Here is a 16,708-nt window from a genome sequence, read left to right on the forward strand (position 1 = left end):
TTAGAAAAAAAGAAATATTAAAATCCCAAGTTTTTGCTTGGGATTTTTTATTTAAAAGAATTTTGTAAATTGCTACACAAACACCTATAAAATGAAAGTTACTGCCGAAAAAAATGAAAAAGTCGCTAATATGATTTTTGCATCTATTTACCCTCTTTATTGGAATAGATTGGAAAAAAATGGTAGAACAAAAGAAGAGTATCATCAAGTATTAGAATGGTTTACAGGTTTTGATGAAGATAAATTAAAAACTCTTATCAAAGAAAAAGTAACGTTTAGAACCTTTTTTGAGCAAGCAAATATAAACCCAAATGCACACATGATTAAAGGAGTTGTTTGCGGATACAGAATTGAAGAAATAGCTGATGAATTTGTAGTGTATAAACAATGCAGGCAAATGGAAAAACTCATTGATGAATTAGCAAAAGGTAGAAAAATGGAAAAGATTTTACGTACTTAATAAATTTCTTATATTTGATAGAAAACAAAAAGTTATGAATACAATTTCTTTTGATGAACCTATTAATATTTCTAAAAGTCATTTCAAAACTTGGAAGATTTTCAGTTGTACATTGTTGAAAAACTTCAAAAATCTAATTTGAATGATGCTCACAAAGAAATTTTAGATAAACGTATTTTAGAAGCAAATGAAAATCCTGAAAATTATATTTCTTTAAAAGATTTAAAATCTAGTATTAAAAGAAAGTAATGTTTCAACTTCAAATAAGAGCTTTAGCTCATAATGATATTTAAGAAATAGTTGATTATTATGACACTAAAACATCAAAACTTATAACTGATAGATTTTTAGATAACTTGCATTTTTTAAGAATTTCTAAAAATAAAACCCAAATCTTTTCAATTAAAATACAGAGATACTCGTGTAAGATATATTAAAAATTTTCCTTTTGGTATCCATTATAGAATTAAAAACAATAATATTATCGAGATATTAGCAATATTACACACAAAGAGAAATCCTAATATTTGGAAAAATAGATAGTTTTTTGTTTTTGAAATTACTTAATTATTTACCTTGCATCAAAAAAAGCTAAAATGCTCAATAACCCTGAACTAGAACTTGCCTTTAATTTTATTAATAAAACAGATAGAAATCTGTTTATTACTGGAAAAGCGGGTACAGGAAAAACTACTTTTTTACATCAAATTAAAAACAAATCTTTAAAAAGAATGGTTATTGTAGCTCCAACTGGTGTTGCTGCCATTAATGCAAAAGGAGTTACCATTCATTCATTTTTTCAAATGCCTTTTGGTCCTATTTTACCTAATCAGATAGCAAATACCAATCAACAGCGTAAATTTTCTAAGACAAAAATAGACATCATCAAATCTTTAGATTTAGTAATTATTGATGAAATTTCTATGGTTAGAGCAGATTTGTTAGATGGTATAGACCAAGTAATGAGACGTTATAAAAATAGAAATAAAGTGTTTGGTGGTACACAAGTTTTAATGATTGGAGATTTACAACAATTAGCGCCAGTTGTAAAACCTAACGAATGGAGTTTGCTTAGAAGTTATTATGAAACCATGTACTTTTTTAGTTCTAAAGCGTTTCAAGAAGCAAATATGGTTTCTATAGAATTGAAACATATTTATCGTCAGAAAAACGAAGATTTTATCACCATTTTAAATGAAATACGGAATGATAATTTATCAGAAGCATCTGCAAAAATTTTAAACGAACGTTACAATCCAACATTTTCTCCAAGTAAAGAAGAAGGCTATATCACCTTAACAACACATAACAAGAGAGCCAATTTAATCAACAATTCAGAACTGAATAAAATCAAAAATAAAAGCTATTTTTTTGAAGCTGAAGTTTCTGGTAAATTCAATGAAAACTCATTCCCAAATGACGAAAAGTTAGAATTAAAAGTAGGTGCTCAGGTTATGTTTATTAAAAATGATTCTTCTCCAGAAAAAAGATATTTTAACGGCAAAATAGGAATTGTTACAGACATTTCAAGAGAAAATGTAACTGTACAATGTGCCCATGAAATTGATGAGATTGTTACAGAAAGAGAAGAATGGAACAATATTAATTATTCAATTAACGAGGAAACAAAAGAAATTAAAGAAGATTTGGTAGGCTCTTTTTCTCAAATTCCTTTGCGTTTGGCTTGGGCAATTACCATTCATAAAAGTCAAGGTTTAACTTTTGAAAAAGCCATAATTGATGCAGAAGCCTCTTTTGCTCATGGACAAACCTATGTAGCTTTGAGTAGATGCACTTCTTTAGAAGGTTTGGTTTTAAAAACACCAATTACAAGCAGTGCAATTATTAACGATAAAACAGTTAGTATTTTTAATGAAAGTGTAGAAGAAAATCACCCAGATGAACGTGTTTTAAACGAATCTGAAAAAGAGTTTCAACTCAATTTAATTTCAGAATTGTTTGATTATCAGTCGTTTTTATATCCAACAACTCGTTTAATTGACATTTTTTATAAAAACCAAACAAGTATAAAAGGGGATGTCATAGAGTATTTACAAACCATAAAAAATGATGGTGTTGTTAATTTGATGAAGGTTTCAAACGGATTTAAAAATCAGTTAAATACATTATCACAAGACATGGTTTTGCCAGAAAATAGCTCACAAATTCAAGAACGTTTTACAAAAGGAGTAGATTATTTTTTATCAGAAACCATCAATAAAATTGTGCAACCTTTGTCTAAAATTGAGTTTTCTACAGATAATAAAACTGTGAAAAAAGACTTTTCTAAACAGTTTGATAATCTTCAAGAAAAATTGTCAGAAAAAGTATATGCGCTTAAAAAAATGACAGAAGGTTTTAAGGTTCAAGAATATTTAAAAGTAAGAGCAAATGCAGTTTTACAAAAAACAGCATCTAAAAAGAAGAAAAAATTATCTACTAGAAAAGATCCTTTATTGGCTTTAAAATTAAGAGAATTACGAGACGAAATTCGAATTGCAGAAAATATACCTGCTTTTCAAATTTTTACCCAAGAAACTTTATATGCAATGTGCGATGCCTTACCAAGAACCCCACAAGAACTGTTAAAAGTAAAAGGAATGGGAAAAACAAGAGTTTCTAAATATGGTGATGAAATTCTCGAAGTAATTAATACCTATTGCACAGAAAATGGGATTAATAAATTTAATGAGCAAAAAAAAGAAGACAAAAAACCAACTAAACAAATTACATTCGAGTTGTTTAAATCGGGATTATCTATCAAAGAAATTGCTAAAGAACGCAGTTTAACCTCTGGCACAATTGAGAGTCATTTAGCAAGTTATATTCCTTCTGGAGATGTAGATATTTTGGAATTGATTGATATTAAAAAATACAAAAAAATCATTAAAGCTATAGAAGAAACAGAGTTTAAAAACCTTACAGAACTCAAAGAAAAAGTAGATAAAAGTTTTACTTTTATGGAGTTAAGAATGGTTTTGCTTTCTATGGAAAATTAAATTATATTTTTTGTAAGATTTATAAAAACAAACGTCTAATAAAAAATGATAAGAGACTTCTTATCATTTCTTTTTCATAGCAATTTTCCCACTTCTAATTTTAGGAGTGGGTTTTTTTATTTTTTAAAAATATTATTAGAAAATAAAATAATTTCATAACTTTAAAACATCAATCAAAACCAAAGAATATGAAATTAGGTGCCATGTCCATTAGTTTAGCTGTAAAAGACATTCATAAATCAAAAGCATTTTATGAAACCTTGGGCTTTTCTGTTTTTGCGGGTCAAATAGAAAAGAATTATTTGATTCTAAAAAACGGAAATGCGCTAGTGGGTTTATTTCAAGGAATGTTTGAAAATAATATTCTTACTTTTAATCCTGGCTGGGATGAATCTGCCAATAAATTAGAAGAATTTGATGATGTGAGAGATATACAAAAACATTTAAAAGCAAATCACCTGAAATTAGAAAGAGAAGCAGATGAAGCTACTTCTGGGCCAGCAAGTGTTGTGTTTTTTGATCCAGATGGAAATACGATTTTATTGGATCAGCATGTTTAAGTTCTATTTGTCATTTCGAAATGAGCTTTTTTAAGTGATTGAGAAATCTCTCGTTTTATTTAGATTCCTCATCGTTCATTCTTCACTCTTTTCGGAATGACAATCGTTTATAAAACATCATTATTTAAGAAGTCCCAATTTGGATTAAAATCTGATATGAGTTTGTTTTTCTTTTCTCTTCTCCAACCTTTTAACTCTTTTTCTCTTAAAATTGCTTGATTGATGTCTTCAAAACTCTGATGATACAATAGGTGATAGCAATTATATTTTCCAGCAAACGATTTTTTAGCATTCTGGCTATCAAAATAATGTTGAGATAATCTTTTCTGGATGTTGTTGGTTACTCCAATATATAAGACCGTTTTCTTTTCATTAGTAATTATCTATACAAAATAATTTTTAAACATTTTTAAAAGTAATTAATTTCCACAAAGGAATATCAAAAGCTAGAATGTCATTTCGAAATGAGCTTTTTAAGCGATTGAGAAATCTATAAAATAGATTCCTCCTCATTCTTTGTTAGGAATAATATTCAATTAGAAATTTTATATAAAAACTCTATTACTTCAAATCCTTTAAAACCAACTGTACAGACTTATAACCATTCCATTCGTTTTCATCTAAAGTATAGGCAATATCAAATTCATCTTGCACAAATTCCATTTTATCACCCAAATTAAAACCAATGGCATTGTAAGTTTTTTTATTATCTCCTTGAAAAACACTAAGTTTTAAATGCGTTTTATCTGCTCCAACTTTTTTCCCATAACCATTATCTCTTACACAAGAAGTTTTAAAAACTGGCCTCATATTCTGTGGTCCAAAAGGTGCCATTTGCTGAATGATTCTAAAAAACTTAGGTGTAATTTCTGATAAATCAATCTCAGCATCAATCGAAATTTCTGGCGTTAATAATTCTTTATCAATGGTTTTAGCAACCACTTCTTCAAACTTATTTTTAAAATTCTCGTAATTTTCTGGTAACAATGTTAGCCCAGCAGCATATTTATGTCCACCAAATTGCTCTATAAATTCCTCACATGCTAACAACGCATTATACACATCAAAACCTTTTACAGAACGTGCAGAAGCAGCTAATTTATCACCACTTTTTGTAAATACTAAAGTAGGCCTGTAGTATTTTTCTATCAATCTAGAAGCCACAATACCAATTACTCCTTTATGCCAATTTTCTTGAAAAACAACAGAAGTAAAACGTTCTTCTTCTTTATTATCAATAATTTGAATTAAAGCTTCGTTGGTTATTTTTTTGTCTAAATCTTTTCTGTCAGCATTAAAAATTTCGATAGCAGCTGCAAAATCTATTGCTGATTCAAAATCCATTTCTGTTAAGAGTTCTACAGCGTAATTTCCATGCTTCATTCGTCCAGCAGCATTTATTCTAGGTGAAATTATAAAAACTACATCAGTAATGGTAAGTTCCTTTTTTTTTATTTGATGAATAATGGCTTTGATTCCGTTTCTTGGTTTTTCATTAATCACTTGCAAACCAAAATAAGCTAAAGTTCTATTTTCGCCATTCATAGGAACAATATCTGCAGCAATTGCAGTGGCCACTAAATCTAAATAAGGCATAAAATGTTCTATGTTTTGGTTTCTGGAAACTCCTAAAGCCTGTATCAATTTAAATCCAACTCCACAACCACAAAGTTCATCAAAAGGATAATTACAATCGGTTCTTTTAGGGTTTAAAACAGCAACTGCATCTGGAATTTTATCACCAGGTTTATGATGATCACAAATGATAAAATCGATATTTTTTTCTTTGGCATACATTACTTTTTCAATGGCTTTTATACCACAATCTAAAGCAATAATCAGAGAAAAATCGTTGTCTTGGGCAAAATTGATTCCTAGATAAGAAACACCATAACCTTCTTGATATCTATCAGGAATATAAGTAGCAATATTAGGATGAATTGTTTTTAAATAAGAAGAAACTAGAGATACAGCAGTTGTACCATCTACATCATAATCGCCAAAAATTAAAATATTTTCGTTATTAGCAATTGCTTTTTCAATTCTCTCTACTGCAAGATCCATATCCTTCATTAAAAAAGGATTATGAATATCATTTAAACTTGGACGAAAGTATTTTTTAGCAGCTTCAAAAGTTTCTATATTTCGCTGACAAAGAATTTGTGCAATAGTTTTATCTACTTGAAGTTCTTTGGCTAATTTATGTACTTTTTCTGGTGTAGGTTTTAGAGTCCATCTCATAGCTTTTTTATTTTTAAGGAAGGTACAAAAAAGCAGCTTGAATTTTATAATTCGTGCAAGAAAATTTCTGTTTCTACTTCTGCAAATTGTCTAAACATTTCCATAACTCCACAATATTTAGTCACAGATAAATTCACTGCTTTTTGAATTTTTTCTGGCTGTAATTCGCTATCTGTAAAATGATAATCTACTTTTACTTTATTGTAAAATTTTGGGTGTTCATCTGTTAGTTCTGCAGTTACTTCAATTTTAAAATCGGCAACTTCTGCACGCATTTTTTCTAAAAGAGAAACAACATCTAAACCAGAACAACCTGCCAAAGAAGATAGCATTAGTGCTTTTGGTGCAAAACCAACAACGTCTCCATTATCTTGAGACTTATCAAACATTATCAATTTATGTCCACTAGGATTGTCGGTTTCAAACTGCGATTTTTCTGACCAAGTAGTTGTAACTATATTTTTAACCATAATTTATATTTTTTTTAAAATTGATACCTTAACTTGTACCCTATTACAAAAATAAGAAAACACAAATAAGTAAGTTATTTAAATGAATAAATCTATTCTGCTTAAAAATATTTTTTTTTCAATTTCATTTATTTTGTTTCATTATAGCTTTTGTGCGCAAGTAGACACTGCACCAATAGTTACAGCAGCAGGTAAACAGGCTTTTTGTCCTGAAAAACCTATAAATATAGTTACAGATTTTTCAATTACAGATATAAATGATACTACAATTGGTTCTTTTTTTATCCAAATTTCTTCTGGTTATCAAGTAAATTTTGATGTATTAGAGCTTACAGGAAATCACCCAAATATACGTTCTCAATGGAATAATTCTGAAGGAAAATTGACATTAACTTCTTCAATCACTGGTTCTGAAATGCTTTTAACAGATTTAGAAAATGCTGTAAAAGATGTAGTTTTTAAAACAAACACCATAAATATAATACCTGAAAAAACCTTTTCGCTTACTATAGATAACACAAATTATTTACCCTCTACAGATCATTTTTATGAGTTTGTTTCTGCACCAAGAATTACTTGGACAGCTGCAAAAATTGCTGCAGAAAATAAAACTTTTTATGGTAGAAAAGGATATTTAGCCACATTAATAAGCAAAGATGAAGCTGATTTTGCTGGAAAACAAGCAACTGGTGCAGGTTGGATTGGAGCCAGCGATCAAGAAAAAGAAGGAGAATGGAAATGGGTTACTGGACCAGAAGCTGGGACTGTTTTTTGGAGAGGACAAGTTAGTGGTACAACACCTAATTTTGCTTTTTGGAATAATGGAGAACCCAACGATTTTAAAGGAAATAATCCTGTAGGAGAAGATTATGCCCATATTACAGACCCTTCAATTGGTATGCAAGGAGCTTGGAATGATTTACCCAATGAAGGGGGTACTAATTTATATGTTCCAAAAGGATATATAGTAGAATATGGTGCTCCTGGAGACCCAGTATTAAATATTGCAGCAAGTACAAGTATTTACATACCACAAATAATAACTACAACTGCTGCTACAATTTGTGAATCTGGTACTGCAACTATTTCTGCGACTTCAAATGAAGGAACTATTTTATGGTATGATGATCAAATAAGTGGTAAACTTTTAGCTTCTGGTAATAGTTTTACAACTCCAGTTTTAACAAACAATGCAAAATATTATGCAACAGTTTCTGTTGGAGGTTGTTTAACAAATAAAAGAATAGCTGTAGAAGTTAATGTGACAAAAAAACCAACAATAACAAATTTTACAGAAGATTTAATATGTTCTGGAAGTGCAATTTTAACTGCAACAGCCTCTCAAGGAAGTGTGTATTGGTATGATTCTTTAACAAGTACAACTCCTCTATTTATAGGTGATGCATATCGTACTCAAAATTTAAATAGTACAAAAGAATATTATGTTGAGGCAAATAATGCCAATTGCATATCTAAAGAGAGAACAAAAATAAGAGCAATTGTAGACAATACAACACCAGAATTTGATTTAGAATCTGACAGTTATTTTCTTTGCGATAATTTAGGAACAGTTACTTTAAAAACCAAAAATGCTTTAGGAAATTACAGATATGTTTGGACAAAAGATGGTGCGAATCTTACAGATGAAACAGCTTCTTTAAAAACGGATAAAAAAGGCATTTATACAGTTAAAGCATTTTCTTTAGCAGGTTGTGAATCTTTAGAAAAAACAGTGGTAGTATTAGAATCTGGCAAAGCAACTCTAACAAATAATGATGTTGTAATTATTGATGACTCTATTAATAACTCAATTAGAGTAATAAATAATAATCTTGGAATAGGTAAATATGAATATGCTTTAGATAATGAGTTTGGTGTTTATAAAGAGGAAGGTTTTTTTGATAAAATTCCAGTAGGTGTACATACTTTATTTATCAAAGATAAAAATGGTTGTGGTATAGAAAAGTACGAATTTTCTATTTTAGCCTATCCAAAATACTTTACTCCAAATGGAGATGGAAAAAATGACTTTTGGAAAATTAGTGGTTTTAATAGTAATTCTTATATTAATTCAGATATTTATATTTACAATAGATTTGGAATTATGCTTTATAAAGTAAAACCAAATGATATGGGTTGGGATGGAAAATTTCAAGGAAAAAATTTACCTTCCAATACCTATTGGTTTAAAGCTATTTTAACAGACAAAAACAACAGAAATATAGAAAAAACAGGAAATTTTAGTTTAATAAGAAAATAAAAAAATATGGCATTAGTAACACCTTTAGAAGCAGAACACGATTTAGAAACCAAAAAATTAGCAGAGTTTTTTAATGAAACCTTGGGGTTTTGTCCAAATTCTGTTTTAACAATGCAGCGTAGACCAGCAATATCAAAAGCTTTTATAAACTTAAACAAAGCAGTTATGGCAAATGAAGGCAGAGTAACATCTGCCCTAAAAAGAATGATTGCCTGGGTTTCTAGTAATGCAACAGGATGTAGGTATTGCCAAGCACATGCAATTAGAGCAGCAGAACGTTATGGAGCAGAACAAGAGCAATTAGATAATATCTGGGAATATAAAACACATAAGGCTTTTTCTGATGCAGAAAGAGCAGCTTTAGACTTCTCTTTAGCTGCTTCTATGGTACCTAATGCAGTAGATGAAAAAATTAAAGAAGAGTTATATAAATATTGGGATGAAGGAGAAATTGTAGAAATGTTAGGTGTGATTTCTCTTTTTGGTTATTTAAACAGATGGAACGATTCTATGGGAACAACCCTAGAAGAAGATGCAATTGAGAGTGGAAACCAGTATCTAGGAAAACATGGTTTCGAAGTTGGAAAACATAAGTAGTTTTTTTAAACATAATAGACTATTTTTATAAGATAAATAAAAAAAGTCTTTTCAGAAAACTGAAAAGACTTTAAAATAAAATTTTTAAGGTCCCCCAACCTTTTCAAATTTAATAATCAAAAGTAGTAAAACTAATAAGTTTTACTCTTGCGAAATTTGCAAAACTATTTTTTTGTTTTTGTGAAATTTAAGTATGAAAAAAAGGAGACTAATGAAAAAAAATGAAGAAAAATTATTTGATTATATCAAACAAAAACTTCCAAAAAATATTTCTTTTATAGAAGAAATAGCAGATGTTCTTGACCTTAGTTATGATGCAGCCTACAGAAGAGTAAAAGGAAAAACACCAGTAACTTTATCAGAAGCCTTAAAACTTACTTGTCATTACAACTTTGTTATTTCTGATGTATTCTACAATAACAAAGAAATTATAAGTGTAACTAAAACAGATCAAGTAAATTCTATAGAAGAGTTAAAAAATTATTTTGATTATGCTATAAACGAATTGAAAGCAATTTCTAAAATTAAAAATTCAGATTTAATTTTTGCTGCTAAAGATTTACCTTTTTATTATTCTTCTGGCTTGTTTAGAAAATTTAAAATGTATACATTTTTAAATGTTTTAGCAGATCAATTTAAGTTCGAAAAACTACCTTTTAAATATTTTGATAAAGAAAACATCTTAGTTAAAAAAATTCAGAAATTAGAAAATGAGTATGAAAGTATAACTACAACAGAAATTTGGAGCGAAAATACACTAACCAGTTCTATAAATCAGATTTTATATTTTTTTAAAATTAAATTAGTAAACAAAACAAATGCTTTAGAAATCTGTGACGATTTAAAAAAAGTAGTTAAAAATGTTGAAAAACAATGTGTTACTGAAAAAAGAGGAAAAGGAAACAAAAAATATGAGTTATTTAATAACGAACTTTTAAACTTAAATAACACTGTTTTTTTTAGAGCAGAAAATCAAAAAAAATTATTTATTCCTTTTACAACACTTTCTTATTTTAAGATTTCTGATGAAGATACTTGTATAACTATTGAAAAGTATTTTTTAAAACAATTACAGTTTTCTAAACAATTATCTGGGAATGCAGAAATAGAAAGAACAATTTTTTTTAATTCTCTTTATGAAAGAATTCATCTATTAAAAAAACAAATAGAACTAGGCTAATTTTTATTAATAATTTCTGCAACCCTTATCTGCAATTCAGGAATCACATTTTGCTCAAACCAAGGATTTTTTGTTAGCCAAAAACGATTTCTTGGTGATGGATGTGGAAGTGTAAAATAGGTAGGCAAATACTCAGGATAATTATCTACAGTCTCTGTTAATGTTCTTTTTGCTTTTTCTTTTAAATAGTAATTTTGTGCATACATTCCTATTAAGATAATCAACTTTAAATTTGGCATTTTATCAAATAATTGTTGGTGCCATTTTGGAGCACATTCTTTTCTTGGTGGTTTGTCACCACTTTTCCCTTTTCCAGGATAACAAAATCCCATAGGCATAATAGCAAACTTTTTTACATCATAAAAATCATCATTAGATACATTTAACCATTTTCTCAGTTGTTTTCCACTGGCATCATCCCAAGGAATCCCAGATGCATGCACTTTTGTTCCTGGAGCTTGTCCAATAATTACAATTTTAGAATTTTTATGACCTGTAACCACTGGGTTTGCTCCCAAATCTAAATGAGGTTCGCATACAGTACATTTTTTTATTTCTAAAAGTAAATTTTGCATATTGCAAGATAACTTTATCTTTGTTAAAAAGAAAAAAATGAAAAAATTAGTCTTTATTGTTATACTTTTTACAAACAGTATTTTTTCACAAAATATTACTATTCAAGGAAATCTTGAAAACTGCAATGCAAGGAATATTTATATTAAAAATTTTGAGAATAAAGTTGCTGCTACAAGTAAAATTAATGCAGGAGAGTTTTCTATAACTACAGAGTTAAATAGAGGCTATTATACATTAGTCATAGGCAATAATAGCACAAGTATTTATTTAATTCCAGATGATAATATTGTCGTAACTGCAAATTTAAATGATTTTACAAACACACTAAAATTCTCTGGAAAAGGTGCTAAAAGAAACAATTTTCTAATAAATAAATTAAGGTTAAATATTAAAAGAAAGGAAAATATCGATAATTTTTATGATGAAAATGAAACTGTTTATTTAAAGAATGTTCAAGATTTAATGAAAGAACATCGAATTAACTTATCTGAAGGAAATTTTGATGAGTTTTTTACAAAAGACGAATCTAAAAATTTAGATTACAGCTTTTTACTATCAATTTATAACTTTAAACATTTTCAGAGTTTTTATTTCGAAAGAGAAGTATCACCTTCTAATACCTTTTTAAATATGACTAGAAATATAGATTTTAATGATGTAGATTTATATGAAAGATATCCATATTACAGATATTTAGCGCAATCTAAATGGAAAAAAGATATAGACAATCTTGACTCTTATGTAGAGATGAACACAACTTTTTATAAAATTAAAAGTCAAAGTTTACAAAATGAAGTCTTTATTAGTTTTTTATACAGTATTTCTAAAAATGAAGAAAAGGCAGAATTGTACTATGATTTAATTAGAAATAACACCAGCAATGCAAAACTTTTAAACTTAGCCAAAAAACAATTTAAAGCTGTTTCTAAAACCAAAAAAGGTAGTAAATCTCCATCTTTTGAGTACAAAGATAGCAATGGAAAAGAGGTAAAATTAAAAGATTTAAAAGGGAAATTGGTATATATAGATGTTTGGGCAACTTGGTGTGGGCCTTGTATTACACAAATTCCTGCTCTAAAAAAATTGGAGCACGATTATAAAGATAAAGATGTTGTTTTTGTGAGTATTTCTGTTGATAGAAAAAAAGATTTTAAAAAGTGGCAGTTAATGGTAAAAGAAAAAGAGTTAAAAGGAATTCAATTATTTGCAGACAATTCTTTTGATTCAAAATTTATAAAATCTTTCGGAATTTCAACCATTCCTACTTTTATATTGCTAGACAAAAAAGGACGAATTTTAGAAAGAAGAACTAGCAAACCCTCTACAGATATTATTAGAAAAAAGCTTGACAAGTATTTAAAAGATTAAGTAAATGTTACTTCAATTTTAAAGGTTCACTTTCAAAAACCAAACCATCAAAACCAGTTTTCATAAAGTTCCTTATATTTTGATGAGAAGTTCCATTCTCATCTTCTAAAACAGATGTATAATGTTCGCCAAAACAAAATAAAGTTGCTGACTTTGTTAAGTTTAGCAGTTTAGCAAACGCAAATAGTTTGCAAGAACCTGAGTTTTCTCCAGCTTTGTTTTTAAGTTTTCCGTTTGTAAAAGAAGTTGGTGTAAAGTTATAAAGGTCTTCAATTACTTGCATTGTTTCTGCAAATGTAATTGTTGTTGGGTTTGAATTTAGTTTGGTTTTGAATTCTTGAATTATCATGAACCTTTTATAAATGATGAAACTTGATTAACGCAAAAATAGTCTTTTTGTTATTCCGAACGAAGTATGAGGAGGAATCTTAAAACATTATCCTAATTTGATTTCGAGATTTCTCAATCGCAAAAAAGCTCATTTCGAAATGACATTTTGATTTTTTAAAAAAACATTTCCAAATATTACCATAAATTTTAAATAATAAATAAACGTTTAATAGTTTAGCTAAAAGCAGTTGTTATTTCTATCCTATTTTAAAACAAAGTTATTTAGAACCTTTGTTATAATAATAATTGCTTAAAATTCCCCATGTCCTAAAATTTAAGAAAATACTTTAGCAAAATAAAATTAGAAAATATGGAGACTAGATATAAATATTTAATTTTTGGTGTGGTAACAATTGTTTATAAAATAATAGATGTAATAGCAAAAAATAAGAGAATTTCAAAACTTGAAAAATTAGATGATTCTAAAATAGAATCAATTGGTAAATATGAAGGGAAATCTAAATCAAACTTTTCAATTTTCACCCTTTGGAAAAATAAAATTGATGAAACGTAAAATGGCTACGATTTATTTTCAGGTTCAGGAGGGTTTTATAAAGTTCTCGACTGCGCTCGAACAGACATTGTTACATTTTAAAATTAATCAATTATTACATTAATCATTTCTTCCCTTCAACAATAACAACAATTTCTCCTTTTGGTGGTTTTGCAGTGTAGTGAGTCAATACTTCTGTGGCAGTTCCTCTAATGGTTTCTTCAAACATTTTTGTGAGTTCTCTGGAAACGGAAACTCTTCTTTCTGCGCCAAAATATTCTACAAAATGACCTAACGTTTTTACCAATTTATGAGGAGATTCGTAAAAAATCATTGTTCTTGTTTCTTCTGCTAACAACAAAAAACGAGTTTGTCTTCCTTTTTTAACTGGAAGAAACCCTTCAAAAACAAATTTGTCATTGGGTAAACCAGAATTTACCAAAGCAGGTACAAAAGCAGTTGCTCCTGGTAAACAATCTACTTTTATATTATGTTCTACACAAGCTCTTGTGAGCAAAAAACCAGGGTCTGAAATTGCAGGAGTTCCAGCATCAGAAATTACAGCACACGTTTCTCCACTTTTAATTCTGTTTACAATTCCTTCAACAGACTTATGCTCATTATGCATGTGATGACTGTGCATTTGTGTAGCAATTTCAAAATGTTTTAAGAGTTTTCCACTGGTACGTGTGTCTTCTGCTAAAATAAAATCGACTTCTTTTAGAATTCTAATCGCTCTAAAAGTCATGTCTTCTAAATTACCTATTGGAGTTGGAACTAAATATAGCTTGCTCATAATTTTTTAATGTGAGAAGTTTTCGTTACTTTTTTAAATAGACTCATATTCTTCTACAGTAATATCTGCTTTTACATCACCTGTATGTTTTGTAGTAAGTGGCTCAAACAACAAAATATGAACTTCTTCTTTGGCAACTGGTTTGTGCTCAACTCCTTTTGGTACAATGTAAAATTCACCTTCATTTATGGTAATGATTTCATCATGCAAATGCATTTCTAAAACACCTTTTTTAACCATAAAAAGTTCGTCTTCATTATCGTGTTTATGAAAAACAAATTCTCCTTTAATCTTTGCCAATAGAATTTGTTGTCCATTTAACTCACCAATTTTTTTAGGTGACCAATGGTCTTGAAACAAATCAAATTTTTCTTGAATATTAATTACGCTCATACCTCAAATTTACGAAGAAATTCTAGTTATAATTCAATTTATAAAACTATTCATAATTCTTTTAATTTGATTAATTTTGCAGCACTTTAAAAGTAGATGCTGAAACATGTTCAGCATAATAAATTTAAAATTTATATGTACAGAAGTCATTCTTGTGGTGAGTTAAGAGCATCACACATCAATACAGAAGTAACCTTAGCTGGTTGGGTTCAGAAATCGCGTGATAAAGGATTTATGATTTGGGTAGATTTGCGAGACAGATATGGAATTACGCAATTAATGTTTGATGAAGAGCGTACACCAAAAGAAATGATGGAAAAAGCAAAATCTTTAGGTAGAGAATTTGTGATACAAGTTACAGGAACTGTCATTGAACGTGAGTCGAAAAACAGTAAAATGCCAACAGGAAATATAGAAGTTTTGGTTTCGAAATTAGAAATTTTGAATGCTTCTGTTACTCCACCTTTTACTATTGAAGATGAAACTGATGGTGGAGAAGACATCAGAATGAAGTACAGATACTTGGACATTCGTAGAAATCCTGTAAAAGACAGTTTAATTTTTCGTCATAAAGTTTCGATGGAAGTCAGAAAATACTTGTCTGACCAAGAATTTATAGAAGTTGAAACTCCGTATTTAATTAAATCTACTCCAGAAGGCGCAAGAGATTTTGTGGTACCAAGTAGAATGAATGAAGGTCAGTTTTATGCCTTACCACAATCGCCACAAACATTCAAACAATTGTTGATGGTTGGTGGAATGGACAAATATTTTCAGATTGTAAAATGTTTTAGAGACGAAGATTTACGTGCAGACAGACAACCAGAATTTACGCAAATTGACTGTGAAATGGCGTTTGTAGAACAGGAAGATATTTTAAATATTTTCGAAGGATTGACACGTCATTTACTAAAAGAAGTAAATAATGTTGAGGTAGAGAAATTTCCAAGAATGTTGTATGATGATGCCATGCGTTTGTATGGAAATGACAAACCAGATATTCGTTTTGGGATGGAATTTGCAGAATTAAATGAAGTAACACAACACAAAGATTTTGGGGTTTTTAACAATGCAGAATTAGTGGTTGGAATTGCAGTTCCTGGAGGAAACTCATACACAAGAAAAGAGATAGACAATATCATTAAATGGGTAAAAAGGCCACAAGTAGGTGCTTTAGGAATGATTTATTGTCGTGTAAACGAAGATGGAACATTCAAATCTTCTGTAGATAAATTTTACGACCAAGAAGATTTGGCAAAATGGGCAGAAGTTACAGGCGCAAAACCTGGAGATTTAGTTTGTATTTTATCAGGAGAAACAAATAAAGTAAGAGCGCAATTGTCTGCTTTACGTATGCACTTAGCAGAAGAGTTAGGTTTACGTAAACCAAATGAATTTGCACCTCTTTGGGTAATAGATTTTCCATTGTTAGAATTAGATGAAGAAACTGGGCATTATCATGCAATGCATCATCCTTTTACATCACCAAAACCTGGGCAAATGGAATTGTTAGACACCAACCCAGGAGCTGTAAAAGCAAATGCGTATGATTTGGTTTTAAACGGAAATGAAATTGGTGGAGGTTCTATAAGAATTCATGATAAACAAATGCAAGCAACTATGTTAAAGCATTTAGGTTTTTCTGAAGAAGATGCCAAAGCACAATTTGGTTTCTTAATGGATGCTTTTGAGTATGGAGCACCACCTCATGGAGGTTTGGCTTTTGGTTTGGATAGATTAGTAGCCATTTTAGGAGGTCAAGAAACCATTCGTGATTTTATTGCGTTTCCAAAAAACAATGCTGGTAGAGATGTTATGATTGATGCTCCAGCGTTTATAGATGATGAACAATTAAAAGAATTGAGCTTGAAATTAGATATTCAAGAATAAAATTAAAATCCCGCCAAAAGCGGGATTTTTTGTTA

At 29.2% G+C, this 16,708-nt stretch carries 18 protein-coding genes; 11 read left to right on the forward strand and 7 right to left on the reverse strand.

The features are described from left to right. Positions 1–91 precede the first annotated feature (91 nt). The 5 genes from ACY2RW_RS01215 (at position 92) to ACY2RW_RS01235 (ending at position 4,019) form a co-directional block, all read left to right on the forward strand. Positions 92–460 carry a DUF2200 domain-containing protein gene (locus ACY2RW_RS01215; RefSeq protein ID WP_490120863.1) on the forward strand — a complete coding sequence of 123 codons (369 nt, stop codon included), beginning with the start codon at positions 92–94 and terminating at the stop codon, positions 458–460. A gap of 90 nt (positions 461–550) precedes the next feature. After that, positions 551–709 (forward strand): hypothetical protein, encoded by a 159-nt coding sequence (locus tag ACY2RW_RS01220; protein WP_490120864.1) that lies wholly within the window; start codon positions 551–553, stop codon positions 707–709. Positions 710–841: 132 nt separating this feature from the next. Further along, entirely contained in the window at positions 842–1,003 is a 162-nt protein-coding gene (locus tag ACY2RW_RS01225) for a type II toxin-antitoxin system RelE/ParE family toxin (protein ID WP_490120954.1), read from the forward strand. Positions 1,004–1,056: 53 nt separating this feature from the next. Beyond that, positions 1,057–3,459, forward strand: coding sequence for a helix-turn-helix domain-containing protein (locus ACY2RW_RS01230; protein WP_490120865.1), 2,403 nt, complete (start codon positions 1,057–1,059; stop codon positions 3,457–3,459). A 188-nt stretch (positions 3,460–3,647) separates the two neighbouring features. Further along, positions 3,648–4,019 carry a VOC family protein gene (locus tag ACY2RW_RS01235; RefSeq protein ID WP_490120866.1) on the forward strand — a complete coding sequence of 124 codons (372 nt, stop codon included), beginning with the start codon at positions 3,648–3,650 and terminating at the stop codon, positions 4,017–4,019. A 107-nt stretch (positions 4,020–4,126) separates the two neighbouring features. Here the strand turns inward: ACY2RW_RS01235 and ACY2RW_RS01240 are convergent, their stop codons facing one another. From ACY2RW_RS01240 to ACY2RW_RS01250, 3 genes are all read right to left on the reverse strand, one after another. Beyond that, positions 4,127–4,402: a GIY-YIG nuclease family protein gene (locus tag ACY2RW_RS01240; RefSeq protein ID WP_490120955.1), complete on the reverse strand. Its 276-nt coding sequence runs from the start codon at positions 4,400–4,402 to the stop codon at positions 4,127–4,129. A gap of 178 nt (positions 4,403–4,580) precedes the next feature. Beyond that, a complete protein-coding gene (gene recJ / locus ACY2RW_RS01245) occupies positions 4,581–6,260 on the reverse strand; it encodes a single-stranded-DNA-specific exonuclease RecJ (RefSeq protein ID WP_490120867.1) in 1,680 nt (559 codons plus the stop codon). A gap of 44 nt (positions 6,261–6,304) precedes the next feature. Next, positions 6,305–6,730 carry an OsmC family protein gene (locus ACY2RW_RS01250; RefSeq protein ID WP_490120868.1) on the reverse strand — a complete coding sequence of 142 codons (426 nt, stop codon included), beginning with the start codon at positions 6,728–6,730 and terminating at the stop codon, positions 6,305–6,307. A gap of 82 nt (positions 6,731–6,812) precedes the next feature. Between ACY2RW_RS01250 and ACY2RW_RS01255 the strand changes: the two genes are divergently transcribed. From ACY2RW_RS01255 to ACY2RW_RS01265, 3 genes are all read left to right on the forward strand, one after another. Then, entirely contained in the window at positions 6,813–8,990 is a 2,178-nt protein-coding gene (locus tag ACY2RW_RS01255) for an Ig-like domain-containing protein (protein ID WP_490120869.1), read from the forward strand. Positions 8,991–8,996: 6 nt separating this feature from the next. After that, positions 8,997–9,587, forward strand: a complete 591-nt coding sequence (locus ACY2RW_RS01260) for a carboxymuconolactone decarboxylase family protein (protein ID WP_490120870.1) — start codon at positions 8,997–8,999, stop codon at positions 9,585–9,587. Between the two features lie 211 nt (positions 9,588–9,798). Continuing rightward, entirely contained in the window at positions 9,799–10,767 is a 969-nt protein-coding gene (locus ACY2RW_RS01265) for a hypothetical protein (protein WP_490120871.1), read from the forward strand. Here ACY2RW_RS01265 and ACY2RW_RS01270 read toward each other — a convergent pair. Then, positions 10,764–11,342 carry a uracil-DNA glycosylase family protein gene (locus tag ACY2RW_RS01270; protein ID WP_490120872.1) on the reverse strand — a complete coding sequence of 193 codons (579 nt, stop codon included), beginning with the start codon at positions 11,340–11,342 and terminating at the stop codon, positions 10,764–10,766. The two genes, ACY2RW_RS01265 and ACY2RW_RS01270, sit on opposite strands and share 4 nt — an antisense overlap. 37 nt (positions 11,343–11,379) lie before the next feature. On the opposite strand from ACY2RW_RS01270, the gene ACY2RW_RS01275 reads away from it, so the two are divergent. Beyond that, positions 11,380–12,711 (forward strand): TlpA family protein disulfide reductase, encoded by a 1,332-nt coding sequence (locus ACY2RW_RS01275; RefSeq protein WP_490120873.1) that lies wholly within the window; start codon positions 11,380–11,382, stop codon positions 12,709–12,711. Positions 12,712–12,718: 7 nt separating this feature from the next. Here the strand turns inward: ACY2RW_RS01275 and ACY2RW_RS01280 are convergent, their stop codons facing one another. Continuing rightward, the gene (locus ACY2RW_RS01280; protein WP_490120874.1) at positions 12,719–13,060 is read right to left on the reverse strand and encodes a HopJ type III effector protein; all 342 of its coding nucleotides are present in this window, start codon (positions 13,058–13,060) and stop codon (positions 12,719–12,721) included. A 351-nt stretch (positions 13,061–13,411) separates the two neighbouring features. Between ACY2RW_RS01280 and ACY2RW_RS01285 the strand changes: the two genes are divergently transcribed. Further along, entirely contained in the window at positions 13,412–13,615 is a 204-nt protein-coding gene (locus ACY2RW_RS01285; RefSeq protein ID WP_490120875.1) for a hypothetical protein, read from the forward strand. Between the two features lie 103 nt (positions 13,616–13,718). Here the strand turns inward: ACY2RW_RS01285 and rsmI are convergent, their stop codons facing one another. After that, positions 13,719–14,390: a 16S rRNA (cytidine(1402)-2'-O)-methyltransferase gene (gene rsmI, locus ACY2RW_RS01290; protein WP_490120876.1), complete on the reverse strand. Its 672-nt coding sequence runs from the start codon at positions 14,388–14,390 to the stop codon at positions 13,719–13,721. Between the two features lie 33 nt (positions 14,391–14,423). Then, entirely contained in the window at positions 14,424–14,783 is a 360-nt protein-coding gene (locus ACY2RW_RS01295; protein WP_490120877.1) for a cupin domain-containing protein, read from the reverse strand. Positions 14,784–14,918: 135 nt separating this feature from the next. On the opposite strand from ACY2RW_RS01295, the gene aspS reads away from it, so the two are divergent. After that, the gene (gene aspS / locus ACY2RW_RS01300) at positions 14,919–16,673 is read left to right on the forward strand and encodes an aspartate--tRNA ligase (RefSeq protein WP_490120956.1); all 1,755 of its coding nucleotides are present in this window, start codon (positions 14,919–14,921) and stop codon (positions 16,671–16,673) included. Positions 16,674–16,708 lie beyond the last annotated feature (35 nt).

Source organism: Polaribacter sp. 2305UL8-11, from assembly GCF_058147165.1.

Bases quoted from the DNA above. Each gene is read 5' to 3' on its own strand.
- ACY2RW_RS01215 (WP_490120863.1), top strand. From the start codon at position 92: ATGAAAGTTACTGCCGAAAAAAATGAAAAAGTCGCTAATATGATTTTT.
- ACY2RW_RS01230 (WP_490120865.1), top strand. From the start codon at position 1,057: ATGCTCAATAACCCTGAACTAGAACTTGCCTTTAATTTTATTAATAAA.
- ACY2RW_RS01235 (WP_490120866.1), top strand. From the start codon at position 3,648: ATGAAATTAGGTGCCATGTCCATTAGTTTAGCTGTAAAAGACATTCAT.
- recJ (WP_490120867.1), bottom strand. From the start codon at position 6,260: ATGAGATGGACTCTAAAACCTACACCAGAAAAAGTACATAAATTAGCC.
- ACY2RW_RS01250 (WP_490120868.1), bottom strand. From the start codon at position 6,730: ATGGTTAAAAATATAGTTACAACTACTTGGTCAGAAAAATCGCAGTTT.
- ACY2RW_RS01255 (WP_490120869.1), top strand. From the start codon at position 6,813: ATGAATAAATCTATTCTGCTTAAAAATATTTTTTTTTCAATTTCATTT.
- ACY2RW_RS01260 (WP_490120870.1), top strand. From the start codon at position 8,997: ATGGCATTAGTAACACCTTTAGAAGCAGAACACGATTTAGAAACCAAA.
- ACY2RW_RS01265 (WP_490120871.1), top strand. From the start codon at position 9,799: ATGAAAAAAAATGAAGAAAAATTATTTGATTATATCAAACAAAAACTT.
- ACY2RW_RS01270 (WP_490120872.1), bottom strand. From the start codon at position 11,342: ATGCAAAATTTACTTTTAGAAATAAAAAAATGTACTGTATGCGAACCT.
- ACY2RW_RS01275 (WP_490120873.1), top strand. From the start codon at position 11,380: ATGAAAAAATTAGTCTTTATTGTTATACTTTTTACAAACAGTATTTTT.
- ACY2RW_RS01280 (WP_490120874.1), bottom strand. From the start codon at position 13,060: ATGATAATTCAAGAATTCAAAACCAAACTAAATTCAAACCCAACAACA.
- ACY2RW_RS01285 (WP_490120875.1), top strand. From the start codon at position 13,412: ATGGAGACTAGATATAAATATTTAATTTTTGGTGTGGTAACAATTGTT.
- rsmI (WP_490120876.1), bottom strand. From the start codon at position 14,390: ATGAGCAAGCTATATTTAGTTCCAACTCCAATAGGTAATTTAGAAGAC.
- ACY2RW_RS01295 (WP_490120877.1), bottom strand. From the start codon at position 14,783: ATGAGCGTAATTAATATTCAAGAAAAATTTGATTTGTTTCAAGACCAT.
- aspS (WP_490120956.1), top strand. From the start codon at position 14,919: ATGTACAGAAGTCATTCTTGTGGTGAGTTAAGAGCATCACACATCAAT.